Origin of the sequence: Nocardia sp. NPDC058058 (genome assembly GCF_042885355.1) — a bacterium.
Taxonomy (GTDB): Bacteria; Actinomycetota; Actinomycetes; order Mycobacteriales; family Mycobacteriaceae; genus Nocardia.
Map to the genome: position 1 here is coordinate 129,413 of NZ_JBHVSA010000004.1, position 18,877 is coordinate 148,289.

1 protein-coding gene (only partly in view) is annotated in these 18,877 nt (G+C 68.4%); it reads left to right on the forward strand.

The genetic code is table 11. The features are described 5' to 3' along the window. Nucleotides 1–18,877 carry the 5' portion of a non-ribosomal peptide synthase/polyketide synthase gene (locus ACFVUS_RS31820; RefSeq protein ID WP_387774996.1) on the forward strand. 25,511 nt of this gene lie beyond the right edge of the window, so only the first 18,877 of its 44,388 coding nucleotides appear in the window; it begins with the start codon at nt 1–3; its stop codon lies beyond the right edge, outside the window.

Consider the following 18,877-nt stretch of genomic DNA (forward strand, 5'->3'; position numbering starts at 1 on the left):
TTGGACCGGCTAGATTTCGGCGGCAACGGCGAAGCTGGCAGCGAAATCGCGCCGGGATCGGGCGAGGCGTTTCCGCTGTCGCCTGCTCAGCTGGGCATTTGGTACGCCCAGCATCTCGACCCGCAGGTGCCGATCAATATCGCGCAGTACGTCGAACTGCGCGGGGCGATCGACGTTCCGCTGCTGGAGCAGGCCATGGTCGACGGCTCGCTCGAGGTCGGTTCGGGCTTCCTGCGCATCATCGAGCGCAATGGCGAACCGCTGCAGCTGATCGACGAGTCGCTGGACCGCACGATCTATCAGATCGACGTCCGCGCTGCCGAGGATCCGCGCGCGGCCGCCCTGGAGTGGATGCGCGCCGACTACGGCCGGCCGCTGAACATCACCGAGGATCGTCTGATCCGGTCGGCGCTGATCCAGCTGGGCGAGGACCACTACTACTGGTACGCCCGCGTGCACCACATCGTGCTCGACGGTTTCAGCGCCATGACCTACCTGGGTCGCGTCGCGGAGATCTACACCGCGCGCTACAACGGCGAGGAACCCGCCGCTTCCAAGGCGACCCCGCTGCGCACCATGGTCGAGCAGGAGTTCGCGTACCGCGAGAGCACCCGCTTCACCGGTGACAAGGCGCACTGGGCCGAGCGAGTGGCCGGTCTGGAAGAGGGGACATCTCTGTCCGGGCGCAGCGCGCCCCCGGCCGCGATGAACAGCGTCGCCTCCGCCTCGCTCAGCGATGATCAGAGCGCACTGCTCGATACCGCGGTGGCCGTTCATGATTCGTCTCCGGCGGTACTGCTCGTCGCGGGTTTCGCAGGTTATCTGGCGCAGTGGACCGGCACCGAGGATGTCATCCTGTCGCTGCCGGTGACCGCGCGTACCACCGCGGCCATGCGCCGCTCGGGTGGCGCGGCCTCGAATATCGTGCCGCTGCGCCTGCGGGTGGGGCACGGCACCACCATCGACGAGCTGGTCAAACAGGTCACCGTCGAGATCTCCGGCGCGCTGCGGCATCAGCGCTACCGGCACGAGGACATTCGCCGCGACAGCGCGGGCGAAGGCGTGGTGAACCGGGAGTTCTTCGGGCCCTGGGTCAACATCATGCTGTTCCACAACGAGGTCACCCTGGGCCCGGTCACCGGTGAGTACAGCGTGCTGTCCACCGGTTCCATCGAGGATCTGGGCATCAACTTCTACCAGTCGGTGGCCGGCACCCGGAACCACATCGACTTCGAGACCAACCCGAACCTGTACTCCGAAGACGAGACGCGTCAGCATCATTCGCGGTTCCTGGAGTTCTTCGACAACTTCCTGGCCGCGAGCGCCGAACAGCGGGTGTGGGGTCTGCCCATCACCACCACCGCAGAACGCACCCGCACCCTGGTGGAGTGGAACTCGGCGGGACATCAGGTCCCGACCACCACGCTGCCGGAGCTGCTGGACGCGCAGATCCCGCTGACGCCGGACAATATCGCCCTGGAATTCGAGGGCGCGACGCTGACCTACGCCGAATTCGGCGAGCGCGTCAATCGTCTGGCACGGTTCCTGATCGCGGACGGCGTCGGCCCGGAATCGCTTGTCGCCCTGGGCATGCGCCGCTCGCTCGAGCTGGTCATCGGCATGCACGCGGTACTGCGCGCCGGTGGCGCGTACGTGCCGATCGATCCCGATCATCCGGCCGATCGCACCGCCTACATCCTCGAGTCCGCGGCACCGGTCTGTGTACTGACCACCGCGCGCGATGAACTCGCGCTGCCGGATTCGGTGCGGCGCTTGGAGATCGACACCCTCGACGTATCGGGCTACTCGAACAACCCGGTGACGGACGCGGATCGAATCGCCCCGCTGCGCCCGCTCAACACCGCGTACGTCATCTACACCTCGGGTTCCACCGGTCGCCCCAAGGGCGTCGCGGTCACCCATCACGCCATCGTCAACCAGGAACTCTGGATGCTGGACGAGTACGGCCTCACCGCCGACGACGTCTACCTCCAGAAGACCGCCACCACCTTCGACGTCTCGCTCTGGGGCTACTTCCTGCCGCTGCTGGTGGGCGCGAAGATGATCATCGCGACCCCGGACGGGCATCGCGATCCGGTGTACGTCGCGGAAACCATTCAGCGCCACGGGGTCACGGTCACCGACTTCGTGCCGTCGATGCTGACCGTGTTCGTCTCGCACGCCAGTGCCGCGCAGTGTGTTTCGCTGAAGTCCGTCTTCGTCATCGGTGAGGCGTTGCCGCCCGAGACCGGTGCGAGCTTCCGGGCGTTGAGTTCGGCGGGTCTGCACAACCTGTACGGCCCCACCGAGGCCGCGGTCTCGGTGACGTACTGGGAGAACACCGACGCCGACACCACCACCGTGCCCATCGGCATGCCGGAGTGGAATGTCGATGTCTACGTACTGGATTCACGTCTGCGCCCGGCCGCGATCGGCGCGCACGGTGAGCTCTACCTGGGCGGGCGTCAGCTCGCGCGCGGGTACAAGGGCCGCCCGGACCTGACCTCGGATCGCTTCGTGGCGAATCCGTTGTCGGACACCGGCGAACGCATGTATCGCACCGGTGACCTGGTGCGCTGGAATGATTCCGGCGCGCTGGAGTACATCGGGCGCACCGACTTCCAGGTCAAGTTCCGCGGTCAGCGCATCGAGCTCGGTGAGATCGAGACCGATCTGCTCGCGCATCCGTCGGTGAGCCAGGCCGCCGTGCTGGTCATGGACACCGCGACCGGTCAGCAATTGGTCGCGTACGTGGTGCCGATGCCCGGCCAGAGCATCGAACCGGCCGAGCTGACCCGTTTCGCCGCCGAGAAGCTGCCGACCTACATGGTCCCGGCTTCGATCATGGTGCTGGAGGCGTTCCCGCTCAACACCTCCGGCAAGCTGGACCGCAAGGGTCTGCCCGATCCGGTGTTCAGCGTGGACGCCGCCGGATACCGCGCCCCGCGCACCGCCGCCGAGGAAATCGTGGCGGGCATCTTCGCCGACGTCCTCGGCCACGAACGCGTCGGCATCGACGACAACTTCTTCGATCTGGGCGGTAACTCGCTGGTCGCCACGCAGGTGGTGGCCCGCATCTCGGCCGCGTTCAGCACCCGCCTGGGTGTGCGCGCGCTGTTCGAGACGCCGACCGTCGCGGGTATCGCCACGCGTATGGAAAACACCGCCCCGTCCGAGGTTTCGCGGCTGCCCCTGGTGGCGCAGCGGCGACCGGACCGGGTGCCGCTGTCGCTGGCGCAACAGCGCATGTGGTTCCTGAACCAGTTCGACCCGAATGTGCCGACCTACAACCTGCCGTTCGTGGTGCGGTTGCGCGGCGGCGTCGATCTCGACGCCCTGCAATTGGCGCTGCACGATGTGGTGGAGCGGCAGGAATCGCTGCGCACCGTCTTCCCGGAATCCGGTGACGGCGGTTTGCAGCAGGTGCTGCCCATGTCCGAGGTGGATCTCGGCATCGAGGTGCAGCCCATCGCCGAGAGCGAATTGTTCTCCGCGCTGGCCGAATTCGCCTCGCGCGGCTTCGATGTCTCACGCGAGCTGCCCATTCGGGTGCGGGTGTTCCAGGTCGGCGAGGCGACGGCCGAATCTGCCGATTACGCCGTGGCTTTCGTGGTGCATCACATCGCGGCGGACGGTTTCTCCTTCGGTCCGCTCTCGCGCGATATGACCGCCGCCTACCTGGCGCGCGTGGGTGGGCAGGAGCCCGCGTGGGCTCCGCTGCCGGTGCAGTACCAGGACTTCTCCCTCTGGCAGCGCGAAGTATTGGGCTCGGAGGCCGATCCCGAATCCATGGCCGCACGCCAGATCGCCTACTGGCGTTCGTCTTTGGCGGGTCTGCCCGATCAGCTGGACCTGCCCGCGGACCGCCCGCGCCCGCCGGTGCAGTCCTTCCGCGGTAACCGCGTCACCTTCGAGATCCCGGCCGAGCTGCACGGCAAACTCGCCGGACTCGCACGCGCGCAGGGTGTGTCGCTGTTCATGGTCATGCACTCCGCGCTCGCGGTACTGCTGGCCCGGCTCTCGGGCACCTCCGATATCGCCATCGGCACCCCGGTCGCCGGTCGCGGTGAGCAGGCCCTGGACGATCTGATCGGCATGTTCGTCAACACCCTGGTGTTGCGTTCGGAAGTACAAGGGGCGGAAAGCTTCTCCGACTTCCTGGCCCGCACCCGGGAAACCGATCTCGCGGCGTTCGCGGCCACCGATGTGCCGTTCGAGCGCCTGGTCGAGGTCATCAACCCGACCCGCTCCCAAGCACGGCATCCGCTGTTCCAGGTGATGCTGTCCTTCCAGGAAATGTCACACGGCTCTATGGAGCTGCCCGGACTCACCGTGTCCGCGGACGAGCTCGAAGTCGACATCGCCAAGTTCGACCTGCAATGGACGCTCACCGAACAGCGTGATGTGTCCGGTGCCGCCGCCGGACTCTCGGTGGTGCTGTCCTATGCCACCGATCTGTTCGATGCCGAGACCGTGACCGAGTTCGGGCACCGCTTCGTGCGCGTCCTCGAAACCGCCGTCACCGCACCGGAAACCGTGGTCCGCGATATCGACATCCTCAACGAGGATGAGCGCGCCCAGGTGCTGGGCGATTGGAGCCGCAACGAGCACGCGCTGCCCGGTGCGCGCACGGTGCTGGATCTGTTCGAGGAACAGGTCCGGGTGCGCCCGCACGGCACCGCCCTGATCTTCGATCCGGGCGAGCGCAGCGGCAGCATGTTCGGCGCGGCCGCCGAACTCGGTTACGCCGATTTCGCCGGCCGGGTGAATCGCCTGGCGCGCAAGCTCATTGCCGAGGGCGTCGGCCCGGAGACATTGGTCGCGGTCGGCATTCGCCGTTCCATCGACATGCTGGTGGCCATCTACGCCACTCTCACCGCCGGTGGCGGTTACGTACCGGTCGATCCCGATCATCCGGCCGAGCGCACCGAGTACGTGCTCGGCAGCTCGCGTCCGGTGGTCCTGTTGACCACCACCGATGACGCGGTCGAGAACGCCGAATGCACCGTGCTGCACCTGGATTCGCTGGATCTGAGCGAATTCGACGCCGCACCGGTCACCGATGCCGATCGATTGGCTCCGCTGCGCCCGTCGAACACCGCGTACGTGCTCTACACCTCCGGCTCCACCGGCCGACCCAAGGGCGTCGCGGTACCGCACCACGCGGTTCTGAACCAGATCGCCTGGATCACCAACGAATACGGCATCGACGACACCGATGTGATCCTGCAGAAGACCCCCGTCACCTTCGACGTGTCGGTGTGGGAGCTGTTCGGATCGCTCGCGGTGGGTGCGCAGCAGGTCATCGCCGCCCCGGACGGGCATCGCGATCCCATGTACCTGTCCGAGGTCATCGGACGGCACCGGGTCACCATGACCTCGTTCGTGCCGTCCATGCTCAGCGTGTTCGCCAGCAGCGCCTCGGCGGCCGAATGCCTGTCCCTGCGTGCGGTATTGGTTGCCGGTGAAGCGTTGCCGCCCGCCACGGTGACCGCTTTCCGGCGGTTCTCCACCGCGGCCGTGCACAACCTGTACGGCCCCACCGAGTTCACCGTGCACGCCACCTACGCCGCGATCGGGAACCCGACCCCGGCGCAGGTGCCGATCGGCCGCCCGGTGTGGAACGCGCACACCTACGTCCTTGACGAAGGACTACGCCCGGTCCCGGCCGGTGTCCCGGGTGAGCTGTATCTGGGTGGCACCCAGGTCGCGCGCGGCTACTACGGCCGCCCCGATCTGAGCGCCGAACGTTTCGTCGCCGACCCGTTCGGCACCCCGGGTTCACGCCTGTACCGCACCGGTGACCTGGTGCGCTGGAACGCCTCCGGCGCACTCGAATACATCGGCCGCACCGACTTCCAGGTGAAGTTCCGCGGCCAGCGCATCGAACTCGGCGAGATCGAGACCGCGCTGCTCGGCCACCCGTCGGTCAATCAGGCCGTGGTGCTGGTCATCGACACCGTCGCCGGTGATCAGCTGGTCGCCTACGTCGTGACCCGCGGCCCGGTGGACCTGGACAGCGTGAAGGCGCTGCTGCATCGCACGCTGCCCGCGTACATGGTGCCGTCGGCTTTCGTTGTGCTGGAAGCCTTCCCGCTCAATGCCTCGGGCAAGCTGGATCGCCGCGCGCTGCCCGCGCCGGTGTTCGAGGTGCGCGAATTCCGCGCTCCCACAACGCCTATCGAAGAGATCGTCGCCCAGATCTTCGGCGAGGTGCTCGGCATCGCGCGCGTCGGCGTCGACGACGACTTCTTCGAACTCGGCGGTAATTCGCTGATCGCCACCCAGGTGGCGACCCGCCTGGGTACGGCCCTCGATACCCGCGTGCCGGTGCGCATGCTGTTCGAGGCCGCCACCGTGGCCGCGCTCGCGGCCCGGGTGGAGTCGCACGCCGGTGACGGTGCCCGCAAGGCGCTGGTCGCTCGCGAGCGGCCCGCCGATATCCCGCTTTCCCTTGCGCAGCAGCGCATGTGGTTCCTGAACCGGTTCGACACCGCCTCGGCGGTCAACAACATCCCGGTCGCCATCCGGCTGTCGGGTGAACTCGATGTGGCCGCGCTCCAGGTCGCCGTCATCGATGTCATCGATCGGCACGAATCGCTGCGCACCGTCTTCCCCGAGACCGCGCACGGCCCGGTGCAGCGCGTGCTGGACGCCGCGCAGATCGTGCCCGACCTCACCCCGGTCCCGGTCACCCAGGCCAACCTCATCGACCACCTGGTCGAGCTGGCGTCGATGGCGTTCGACGTCACCGATGAGGTGCCGATGCACGCCGCGCTGTTCGAACTCAGCGAATCCGAGTTCGTGCTCGGCATGGTGGTGCACCACATCTCCGCCGACGGCTGGTCCATGGGACCGCTGGCCCGCGATGTCATGGTCGCCTACGCGGCCCGCACCTCGTGGGAGGCCCCGGCCTGGGCGGAACTGCCGGTGCAGTACGCCGACTACGCGCTCTGGCAGCGCGAGGTGCTCGGCGCCGAGGACGATCCGAACTCGTTGATCGCCAAGCAGATTCGGTACTGGGCCGACACCCTGGCCGATCTGCCGGACGAGCTGACGCTGCCCTCGGATCGCCCGCGCCCGGCCGCCGCCTCGTATCGCGGCGGCACCTATCCGTTCGCGATCTCCGCCGAGACGCAGCAGCGCCTGGTGGAACTGGGCCGCAGGCACAATGCCTCGTTGTTCATGGTGCTGCACAGCGCCCTCGCGGTACTGTTGGCCCGCCTGTCCGGCACCGGCGATATCGCCATCGGCACGCCGGTGCACGGCCGCGGTGAGGCCGCGCTCGACGATCTGATCGGCATGTTCGTCAACACCCTGGTGCTGCGCAGCGAGGTGGACTCGGAGAAGACCTTCGCCGATCTGCTGGCGCAGGCGCGCGAGAGCGATCTGCACGCCTTCGCGCACGCCGATGTGCCGTTCGAGCGCCTGGTCGAGGTGCTCAACCCGGCCCGCTCGCAGGCCCGCCACCCGCTGTTCCAGGTCATGCTGACCTTCCAGAACACCCGGCAGGCCAGCCTGGAACTGCCCGGACTCTCGGTCAACGGCATCGACTACGACGCCCAGCTGGCCAAGTTCGACCTGCAATTGACCTTGCAGGAAGCGCAGGACGCACACGGTGAGAACGCGGGCATGTCCGCCGAGTTCTCCTACGCGCGTGACCTTTTCGACGAGGCCACCGTCGCGGCGTTCGCACACCGCCTGGATCTGATCCTGGCGGCGGTCGTCGCCGATCCGTCGCAGCCGATCGGCGATATCGATCTGCTGATCGACGGTGAGCGCGACAAGGTGCTCGAGGGCTGGAACAACACGGCCTTCGACCTCGCCGAGGTACTGCCCGCACTGCCCGAAGGCGATGCCGCGACGCTGGTTTCGCTCTTCGAGGCACAGGCTCTGACCAGCCCCGATGCGCCTGCCGTTGCGTTCGAGGGGACAACTCTGTCCTACGCAGAGTTCTCGGGCCGCGTGCATCGCCTGGCCCGCAAGCTCATCGCACAGGGCGTCGGCGCGGAATCGCTGGTGGCCCTTGCCATCCGCCGCTCGGTGGATCTCGTGGTCGCCATGTACGCGGTGCTCGAGGCCGGTGGCGCGTACGTGCCGCTGGATCCCGATCAGCCCGCCGAGCGCATCGACTACGTCCTGGACACCGCGCGCCCGGTCGCCATCCTGACCACCGGTCGCGACGACTACGTCACCGGCCGCAATGTGCCGGTGCTGGAGATCGATTCCCTCAACCTCGAGGGCTATTCGGCCGCGCCGATCACCGATGCCGAACGCGGACAGGCGATCCGGCCCGAGCACACCGCGTACGTCATCTTCACCTCCGGTTCGACCGGCCGCCCCAAGGGCGTCGCGGTGGAACACGGTGCGATCGTGAACCGTCTGCTGTGGATGCAGCACGAGTACCCGATCGATGCGAATGACGCTGTGCTGCAGAAGACTCCGGCGACGTTCGATGTGTCGGTGTGGGAGTTCTTCTGGCCCTTGCAGACCGGTGCCCGCCTGGTCGTTGCCAAGCCCGACGGCCATCGCGATCCGGTGTACCTGGCGCAGATCATCGCCGAACAGGGCATCACCACGGCGCATTTCGTGCCGTCCATGCTTTCGGTCTTCGTCGCCACCCTCGGCAATGAGAACGGTGACTCCACCGTCGCCGCGCCGCGCCTGCGTCAGGTGTTCGCCTCCGGTGAGGCGCTGCCCGCCCCGACCGCGCAGAAGCTGCGCGAGCTGACCGGCGCGCGCCTGCACAACCTCTACGGCCCCACCGAAGCCGCCGTCGACGTCACGTACCACGAGGTCGTGGACGCCGACACCGTCTTCGTGCCGATCGGCCGCCCGGTGTGGAACACCCGCACCTATGTGCTCGACGCCCGCCTGAACCCGGTCGCGCCGGGTGTCGCGGGTGAGCTCTATCTCGCGGGTGATCAGCTCGCTCGCGGCTACCTGGGCCGTCCGGATCTGTCCGCGGATCGCTTCGTGGCCAACCCCTTCGGCGTTCCCGGCGCTCGCATGTACCGCACCGGCGACCTGGTGAAGTGGACCGGCGCGGGGGAGATCGAATACCTGGGCCGCACCGACTTCCAGGTCAAGCTGCGCGGTCTGCGCATCGAACTCGGCGAGATCGAGGCCGCACTGCTGTCGCAGCAGGGCGTCGCCCAGTCCGTCGTGGTGGTCCGCGCCGACGCCCATGCCGGTGATCAGCTCGTCGGTTACGTGGTCCGTGAGCCGGAGGCGGTCATCGACCTGGACGCGGTCAAGGCCGCGCTCGGTCGCTCGCTGCCCGGCTATATGGTCCCGGCCGCGATCCTCGTGCTGGACGCCTTCCCGGTCAACGCGTCGGGCAAGCTGGATCGCAAGGCGCTGCCCGCACCGGTCTTCGAGGCCAGGCGTTTCCGCGCCCCGTCCACCCCGATCGAGGAGATCACCGCCTCGATCTTCGCCGACCTGCTCGGCATCGATCGCGTCGGCGTCGACGACGATTTCTTCGAACTCGGCGGCAACTCGCTGGTCGCCACCCAGGTGGTCGCCCGGCTGTCCGCCGCGCTCGATGCCGAGATCGGCGTGCGCGTGCTGTTCGAGGCCCCGACCGTGGCGGCACTGGCCGCGCGGGTGGAATCACACGCCGGAACCGGTGTGCGCCAAGCGCTTACGGTCCGCACGCGACCGGAGCATCCGCCGCTGTCGCTCGCTCAGCAGCGCATGTGGTTCCTGAACCGGTTCGACACCGATTCGGCCGCCAACAACATCCCGGCAGCCGTAAGGCTGACCGGCGCACTGGATCTGGCCGCCATGCGCGGTGCCATCGCCGATGTGGTGGCGCGGCACGAATCGCTGCGCACCATCTACCCGTCCTACGAGGGCGTCGCCTACCAGAAGGTGCTGCCCACCGCCCGTGCGATCCCGCAGCTCGACGTGCTGGACGTGGCCGAGGGCGAATTGTTCGCCGCCGTCTACGATTTCGCCGGTCGCGGTTTCGACGTGACCGCCGAACCGCCGGTGCGCCTGCGCGCCTTCCGCCTGGCGGAAGACGATCACGTGCTGGTGCTCGTCGCGCATCACATCGCCGCCGACGGTTTCTCGATGAACCCGCTGGTGCGCGATCTCATGACCGGGTACATCGCGCGCAGCAACGGCGAGGCCCCGGGCTGGCCGGAACTGCCGGTGCAGTACGCGGATTACGCACTGTGGCAGCGCGAGACCCTCGGTTCCGAGGACGATCAGCGCTCGCTCATCACCGAACAGCTGGACTACTGGCGGCGCACGCTCACCGGTCTGCCGGATGAGCTGCGCCTGTCCGCCAAGCCGCGCCCGGCCGTGGCCTCCTACGAGGCGGGCACGCACCGTTTCCGGGTGCCCGGTGAACTGATCACCGGTTTGCAGCGGGTCGCGCAGTCGCACGGCACCACGCTGTTCATGGTGGTGCACAGTGCCTTCGCCGCGCTGCTGGCCCGCCTGAGCGGCACCGATGACATCGCGGTCGGCATCCCCGTCGCGGGTCGTGGTGAACAGGCGCTGGACGATCTGGTCGGCATGTTCGTCAACACCCTGGTGTTGCGCTCGCCCGTCGATACCGATGAGAGCTTCGCCGAACTGCTGAAGAAGGTGCGCGAGCGCGATCTCGCCGCCTTCGCGCACGCCGATGTGCCGTTCGAACGCCTGGTGGATGTGCTGAACCCGGCGCGTTCGCAGGCCCGGCATCCGCTGTTCCAGGTCATGCTGTCGTTCCAGAACCTGGGCCGCACCGCATTGGAACTGCCGGGGCTGAGCGTGTCCGAGCTGGGCATCGATCAGCAGTCGGCCAAGTTCGATCTGCAATTGACGCTGTCCGAGGTGCCGGACGGCGGCGCGGACGGGCCGAGCCCAGCCGGTATGGACGCCGAACTCGTCTATGCCACGGATCTTTTCGACGGCGCGTTCGCCGAGGTCTTCGCGCAGCGGTTCGAGCGCATGCTCACCGCCCTGGTCAGCGATCCCACGATGCGGGTCGGCGATGTGGAATTGCTCGGCGATTGTGAACGCCAGCGGGTGCTGCGCGGGTGGAACGACACCGCGTTCGAGCTGGACGCCGCGCTGCCCGAGGTCTCGGTCGGCGCCGCGGCGACGCTGGTTTCGCTCTTCGAGGCGCAGGTGGCGCTGACCCCCGACGCGACGGCGGTTACGTTCGAGGGGACATCGCTGTCCTACGCCGAGTTCGCCGGACGGGTCCGGCAGCTCGCGCGCTGGCTCATCGCCGCGGGTGTCGGACCGGAATCCTTTGTGGCGCTGGGTATGCGCCGCTCCATCGATCTGGTGGCGGGCATGTACGCCGTCACCGTCGCCGGTGGCGCGTACGTGCCGCTGGATCCGGATCATCCGGCCGAGCGCACGCAATACATCCTGGAGACCGCGCAGCCGGTCTGCGTATTGACCTCCGGGGATGATCTGGACGGCGTCGCGGACCTGGAAGGGTCTGCCGCACGCCGGGTTCGGATCGATCAGCTGGATCTGTCCGGCTTCGCGGACACCCCGCTCACCGATGCCGATCGCACCACCCCGCTGCGCCCCGGCAATACCGCGTACGTGATCTTCACGTCCGGTTCCACCGGTCGCCCGAAGGGTGTGGCGGTCAGCCACGCCGCCATCGTGAACCGCCTGGTGTGGATGCACGCCCAGTACGGCCTGGCCGCCGACGATGTGGTGCTGCAGAAGACCCCCGCCACCTTCGACGTGTCGGTGTGGGAGTTCTTCTGGCCCTTGCAGGTCGGCGCGCGCCTGGTGGTCGCCAAGCCGGACGGCCACCGCGATCCCGCCTACCTGGTGCGGCTCATCACCGCCGAGCACGTCACCACGGTGCACTTCGTACCGTCCATGCTGGCGGTGTTCGTGGCCGCCGAGGGTGCGGCCGCCTGCACCACCCTGCGCAATGTGTTCGCCTCCGGTGAGGGCCTGCCCGCGCCGACCGCGCAGCGCCTGCGCGCACTGACCGGCGCGCGCCTGCACAACCTGTACGGCCCCACCGAGGCCGCGGTCGACGTGACCTTCCACGAGGTCACCGATGCCGACGTCGCCACGGTGCCGATCGGCGCGCCCGTCTTCAATACCCAGGTGTACGTGCTGGATTCGCGGCTGCGGCCGGTTCCGGTGGGTGTCGCGGGTGAGCTCTATCTGGCGGGCGATCAGCTGGCCACGGCGTATGTGGCGCGTCCCGATCTGACCTCGGATCGCTTCGTGGCCAACCCGTTCGGGGCCGGTGCCCGCATGTACCGCACCGGTGACCTGGTCACCTGGACCGGTACCGGCGAGCTGGAATACCTGGGCCGCACCGACTTCCAGGTGAAGTTGCGCGGTCTGCGCATCGAACTCGGTGAGATCGAATCCGCGCTCACCGCGCTGAACTCGGTTGCGCAGTCCGTGGTCGTGGTGCGCAATGACGAGCGCACCGGTGATCAACTGGTGGCATATCTGGTCGCGGCCGACGGTCATATCGACCTGGACGCCGTGAAAGACGCGCTGTCCCAGCAGCTTCCGGCCTATATGGTCCCGGCCGCCTTCATGGTGCTGGACGCCTTCCCGCTCAATGCCTCCGGCAAGCTGGATCGCAAGGCGCTGCCGGCCCCGGCCTTCGCGGCCAAGGTGTACCGCGCCCCGGAGACCCCGGTGCAGCAGACCGTCGCCGGTGTCTTCGCCGATGTGCTCGGCGGCGACGCGGTCGGCCTGGACGACGATTTCTTCGAACTCGGCGGCAACTCGCTGATCGCCACCCAGGTGGTCGCCCGCCTGTCCACCGCGCTCGATGCCGATGTGCCGCTGCGCACGCTCTTCGAGGCCACCACCGTGGCAGCCCTTGCCGCGCAACTGGAATCGCGCGTCGGCACCGGCAGTCGCGCCCCGCTGGTCGCGCAGGAGCGCCCCGCCCCGGTCACGCTGCCCAGCGGTGAGTCCGCCGCGCTCGCGCCGCTGTCCCCGGCGCAGCAGCGCATGTGGTTCCTGAACCGCTTCGACAACCGCACCGCGGTGAACAACATCCCGGTGGCGCTGCGCCTCACCGGCGATGTCGACATCGCGGCCTTCAACGCCGCCATCGCCGATGTGCTGGCGCGGCACGAGGCGCTGCGCACCATCTACCCCGAGGTGGCCGGTGATGGCTTCCAGCGGGTGCTGGAGCTGTCCGAGATCGATTTCGAGGTGCGCACCGAGACGGTCGCCGCCGCCGAATTGCCCTCGCGCATCACCGAACTCGCGAGCGTCTACTTCGATGTCACCCGCGAGCTGCCGTTCCGCGCCACCGTGCTCACGGTGACCCCGGAGGGCAAGCACGCCCGCGTCACCCACGTGCTGGTGCTGGTGCTGCATCACATCAGCGCCGACGGTTTCTCCCTGCGCCCGCTGCTGCGCGACGTGGTGGGCGCGTACCTGGCCCGCAGCGGCGCAGCCGCACCGGAGTGGACCCCGCTGCCGGTGCAGTACGCGGATTACGCGCTGTGGCAGCGCGAGGTGCTCGGCGCCGAGAGTGATCCGGAATCGGTTGCCGCACAGCAGGTGCACTACTGGAGCGAACAGCTGCGCGATCTGCCCGAGCAGATCGAGCTGCCCGCCGACCGGCCGCGTCCCGAGGTCGCCACCAATTCCGGTGGCACCTACGACTTCTCGATCGACGCCGAACTGCGCCGCGCGCTCACCGGGCTCGCCCGCGAGCACGATGTCACGCTGTTCATGGTGCTGCACGCCGCGCTGGCCACCTGGTCCGCGCGCCTGTCCCGCTCCATCGACATCGCGGTCGGCACCCCGATCGCCGGTCGTGGCGATCGGGCGCTGGACGATCTGATCGGCATGTTCGTCAACACCCTGGTGCTGCGCACCCCGGTGCTGCCGGACGCCACCTTCCGCGAGCTGCTCGCGCAGGTGCGCCGCACCGATCTGGCCGCCTTCGCGCACGCCGATGTGCCGTTCGAGCGCCTGGTCGATGTACTCAGCCCGGTCCGCTCGCAGGCGCACCACCCGCTGTTCCAGGTGGCGCTGACCTTCGAGGCCGCCGGGGCCAAGGACGCGGGCGCGGTCTCGCTGCCCGGTCTCGAGCTCGAAGCCGTCGAATTCGATCCCGGCACCGCCAAATTCGATATCCAGCTGACCGTCGGCGAGCGCGCCGACGATGGGCTGAGCCTGTCGTGGAACTACGCCACCGATCTGTTCGATCCCGAGACCGTGGCCTCGTTCGCCGAGCGCCTGGTCCGCATCCTGCGCGCGGTCACCGAGGATCCGTCGGTGCTGCTGGGCGATATCGATCTGCTCGGCGGCGTCGAGCGGCACGAGGTGTCCGAGCGCTGGGTCTCCGCCGGTGACGACATCGTCGATCTGGCGGCGGTCGCACGAGCCGCGGTGCGCGCGAACGATATCGCCGACGCGGGTGCCAATGGCGCGCCGCATACCGACTCCGCGCTCGGCGTGAACGGCACGTCGATCGCGACGAATGGGCACGCGGCCGTTGCCACCGGCAGCACGGGTGCGTCCGGCCTGGATATTGCCGGCGCGTCCACCGAGGCAGCCGGCGTGTCCGCCGAGGAACTGGCCGAGGTGCTCGCACCCGGTGGTGTGCTCGGTGCCGTCGGTGAGTTGTTCACCGATCCGGTGGCGGCGCTGTCCAGCCCGTTCGTGGACGCGGATGCCACGCTGTCGAGCCTGTTCGATCGGGCCGTCGCGGCGCATCCGGAGCGGATCGCGGTGCGGTTCGGCGAGGACGAGCTGACCTACGACGATCTGGATCGCCGCTCGAATGTGGTGGCGCGCAGGCTGATCGAAGACGGTGCGGGTCCGGAGTCGCTGGTCGCGGTGCTGCTGCCGCGTTCGCTGGATCTGGTTGTCGCGCTGCTCGCGGTCATCAAGACCGGTGCGGGTTATGTGCCGGTCGATCCGACCTACCCGGCCGATCGCATCGCCTACGTGCTCTCCGATGCCGAGCCGACCAGCGTGGTCGTGGATTCGACCGTGACGGTGGAACTGCCCGCCGGACTGCCGACCGTATCGCTGGACGGGTACACCGTCGAGGCGGGCGATGTGGTGGACGCGGATGATTCGCCGATCACCGACGCCGATCGCACCGCCGCGCTGCGGCCCGATCACGTCGCCTATGTCATCTACACCTCCGGTTCCACCGGCCGCCCCAAGGGCGTGGCCGTGGCGCACCGGAATGTGGTGCGGCTCATGGCCAATACCGATCGCGAGTTCGGCTTCAACGCCGATGACGTGTGGACGCTGTTCCACTCGTACGCGTTCGACTTCTCGGTGTGGGAGCTGTGGGGACCGCTGCTCTACGGCGGCAAGCTCGTGGTGGTCGACTACTACGTCTCGCGCTCGCCCGAGCAGTTCCTGGAATTGCTGCGCCGCGAACGGGTTACGGTGCTCAACCAGACCCCGTCCGCGTTCTATCAGCTGGCCGAGGCCGAGCGGATCGCCGCCGCGGCGGGCGACGAACAGTCCCTCGCGCTGCGCTACGTGGTCTTCGGCGGTGAGGCTCTCGAGCTGCGCCGCCTGAGCGATTGGGTTGCGCGCCACGGTGATTCGTCGCCGTACCTGGTGAACATGTACGGCATCACCGAGACCACGGTGCACGTCTCGCACCGGGTCCTGGACGCCGATACCATCGCGGCCGCCACCGGCAGCGTGGTCGGTCGCGCCATCGCGGGTCTGCGCGTGTACGTGCTCGATGAGCGCCTGCACCCGGTCCCGGTCGGTGTGGCGGGTGAAATGTATGTCGCCGGTGCGCAATTGGCGCGTGGCTACCTGGGTCGCCCCGACCTGACCTCGGCTCGTTTCGTGGCCAGCCCGTTCGGCGCGCACGGCTCTCGCCTGTACCGCTCGGGTGACGTGGCGCGCTGGAACCGCTTCGGTGAGCTCGAATACCTCGGCCGCGCGGACGATCAGGTCAAGGTTCGCGGTTTCCGCATCGAACTCGGTGAGATCGAAGCGGCCGTGCTGGCGCAGCCGGGTGTGGCCCAGGCCGCGGTCATCGTGCGCGAGGACGCGCCGGGTGATCAGCGCATCGTCGCCTACGTGGTGCCCGAGGCCGGTGTCGAGCCGACCGATATCCGCCTGCTCGAGATTCGCGACGGCGCGGGCGAACGCCTGCCGTCGTACATGGTCCCGGCCGCCATGGTGGCCATGGATCGAATCCCGTTGACCGTCAACGGCAAACTCGATCGCCGCGCCCTGCCCGCACCGGCGGTGCAGGCGCGTGCCTTCCGCGCGTCCGAGACCCCGATCCAGGAGACGGTCGCCGCTGTCTTCGCCGAGGTCCTGGACCTGCCCCGGGTCGGTCTGGATGACGATTTCTTCGATCTGGGCGGCAACTCGCTCATCGCCACCCGGGTGGTCTCGCGCATCGGCGCGGCCCTGGACACCACGGTCGCGGTGCGCACGCTGTTCGAGGCCAGCACCGTCGAGGCGCTGGCGGCCCGCATCGAATCCCACGCCGATGGTGCTTCGCGCGCCAAGCTGGTAGCTCGTCCGCGCGTGCCGGGGGAACTGGCTCCGCTGTCGTTCGCGCAGCAGCGCATGTGGTTCCTGAACCAGTACGACACCTCCTCGGCCGCGTACAACCTGCCGCTGGCGATTCGCCTCACCGGTGAACTCGACACCGCCGCACTGGAACTCGCGGTCGCCGATGTGGTGCGCAGGCACGAGTCGCTGCGCACCCGGTACCCCGAGCACGGCGGCACGCCGATGCAGGTGGTCGTCCCGGCCGAGCAGATCGCCCTGGATCTGCGCCCGGTCACGGTCGCGGCGGGTGAGCTCACCGAGACGGTGACCGCCTTCGCCACCCTCGGATTCAATGTGGCGGACCAGGTTCCGTTGCGCGCCCGGCTGTTCCGGGTCGGCACCGAGGACGCGTCCGAACATGTGCTCGTGGTCGTGGTGCATCACATCGCGGGTGACGGTTTCTCGATGGCCCCGCTGACCCGCGATGTCATGGTGGCCTACTCGGCGCGCACCCAGGGTGCGGTGCCGGGCTGGGCCCCGCTGGCGGTGCAGTACGCGGACTTCGCCGTCTGGCAGCGCGAAGTGCTCGGTAGCGAAGAGGATTCGTCCTCGCTGATGGCCCGCCAGGTGGGTTACTGGCAGCGGACCCTCGACGGCGTGCCGGATGAGCTGGCGCTGCCGATCGATCGCCCGCGCCCGGCGGTGGCCACCCATCGTGGCGCGACCTTGCAGCGCAGCCTGAGCCCGGAGCTCATCGGCGCGTTGGAAGACATTGCGCGCAAGCGTGGTTCGTCGCTGTTCATGGTCATGCACAGCGCGCTCGCGGTGCTGCTGGCCCGGCTCTCGGGCGGCGATGACATTGCCGTCGGCACCCCGGTCGCCGGTCGTGGCGAGGCCGCGCTGGACGATCTGGTCGGCATGTTCGTCAACACCCTGGTGCTGCGCACCGGGATCGATCCGGCGGAATCCTTCTCGGATCTGCTCGATCGCGCCCGGCACACCGACCTCGATGCCTTCGGCAATGCCGATGTGCCGTTCGAGCGTCTGGTGGAGCTGCTCGCACCGGAGCGGTCGCAGGCCCGGAACCCGCTGTTCCAGGTCATGCTGGCCTTCCAGAACCTGGACCGCGCCACCCTGGAATTGCCGGGGCTGACCGTCGCCGCGCTGGATCTCGACGAGAACATCTCGCGCTTCGACCTGCAATTCACGCTGTCCGAGCAGGATGCCGGTATGGCGCTGGCATTGACCTACGCCACGGATCTGTTCGACGCGGACACCGCCGCCGGGTTCGCGCAGCGCTGGCTGCGGGTGCTGGAAGCGGTCGCCGCCGATCCGGAGGTCACCGTCGGGGCGATCGATATTCTCGATCAGCCCGAGCGCGCCGATCTGGTCGCGCGGTTCGGTGCGCCCGCCATCGCGGGCCGCACCCTGCCCGAGCTGCTGGCCGAGGCCGTGGCGCGGGATCCGCGGGCCGTGGCCGTCCGCTTCCAGGGGCGAGGTCTGTCCTACGCCGAGCTCGACGAGCGCTCGAATCGCCTGGCGCGCCTGCTCATCGAGCGCGGTATCGGCACCGAGAACCTGGTCGCCATCGCCGTCCCGCGTTCGGACGACTCCTATTTCGCCGAATGGGCGGTCACCAAGTCCGGTGCGGCGTTCGTACCGGTCGACCCGAACTATCCGGCCGATCGCATCGCGCACATGGTCACCGATTCGGGTTCCCCGGTCGGCCTGACCGTCGCCTCGGTGCGCGCCGAACTGCCGGACTCGGTGGAGTGGCTGGTCCTGGACGAACTGGACCTGAACGCGTTCTCCGCCAATGCCATTGCCGACGCCGAGCGGGTGCGCCCGCTGCGCCCGGAGCATCCGGCATACGTCATCTACACCTCCGGTTCCACCGGCGTCCCCAAGGGCGTGGTGGTCTCGCACGCCGGCCTGGCCAACTTCAGTGTCGAGCAGGTCGAGCGCTACGGCCTCGATTCCGCCTCGCGCGCACTGCATTTCGCCTCGCCGTCGTTCGACGCCTCGATGCTGGAGTTCCTGCTCGCCATCGGTGCGGGCGGTGCGCTCGTGGTGGTGCCGCCGGGCGTCTACGGCGGTGAGGAACTGTCGGAGCTGATTCGCTCCGAGGGCGTCACGCACGCGTTCATCACCCCGGCCGCGCTGGCCACCTTCGATCCGGCCGGACTGGATACGCTGCGCGTACTGTCCGCCGGTGGTGAGGCGGTCCCGGCCGATCTGGTCGCCAAGTGGGCTATTCCGTTGGCGGACGGCACTGTTCGCGCCTTCCACAATGGTTACGGTCCGACCGAGACCACCATCATGACCAACATCAGCGATGCGCTGGTCGCGGGCGATCTGGTCACCATCGGTGGCCCGACCCGGGGCATGCAGTCGCTGATCCTGGACAACCGGCTGCGCCCCGTGC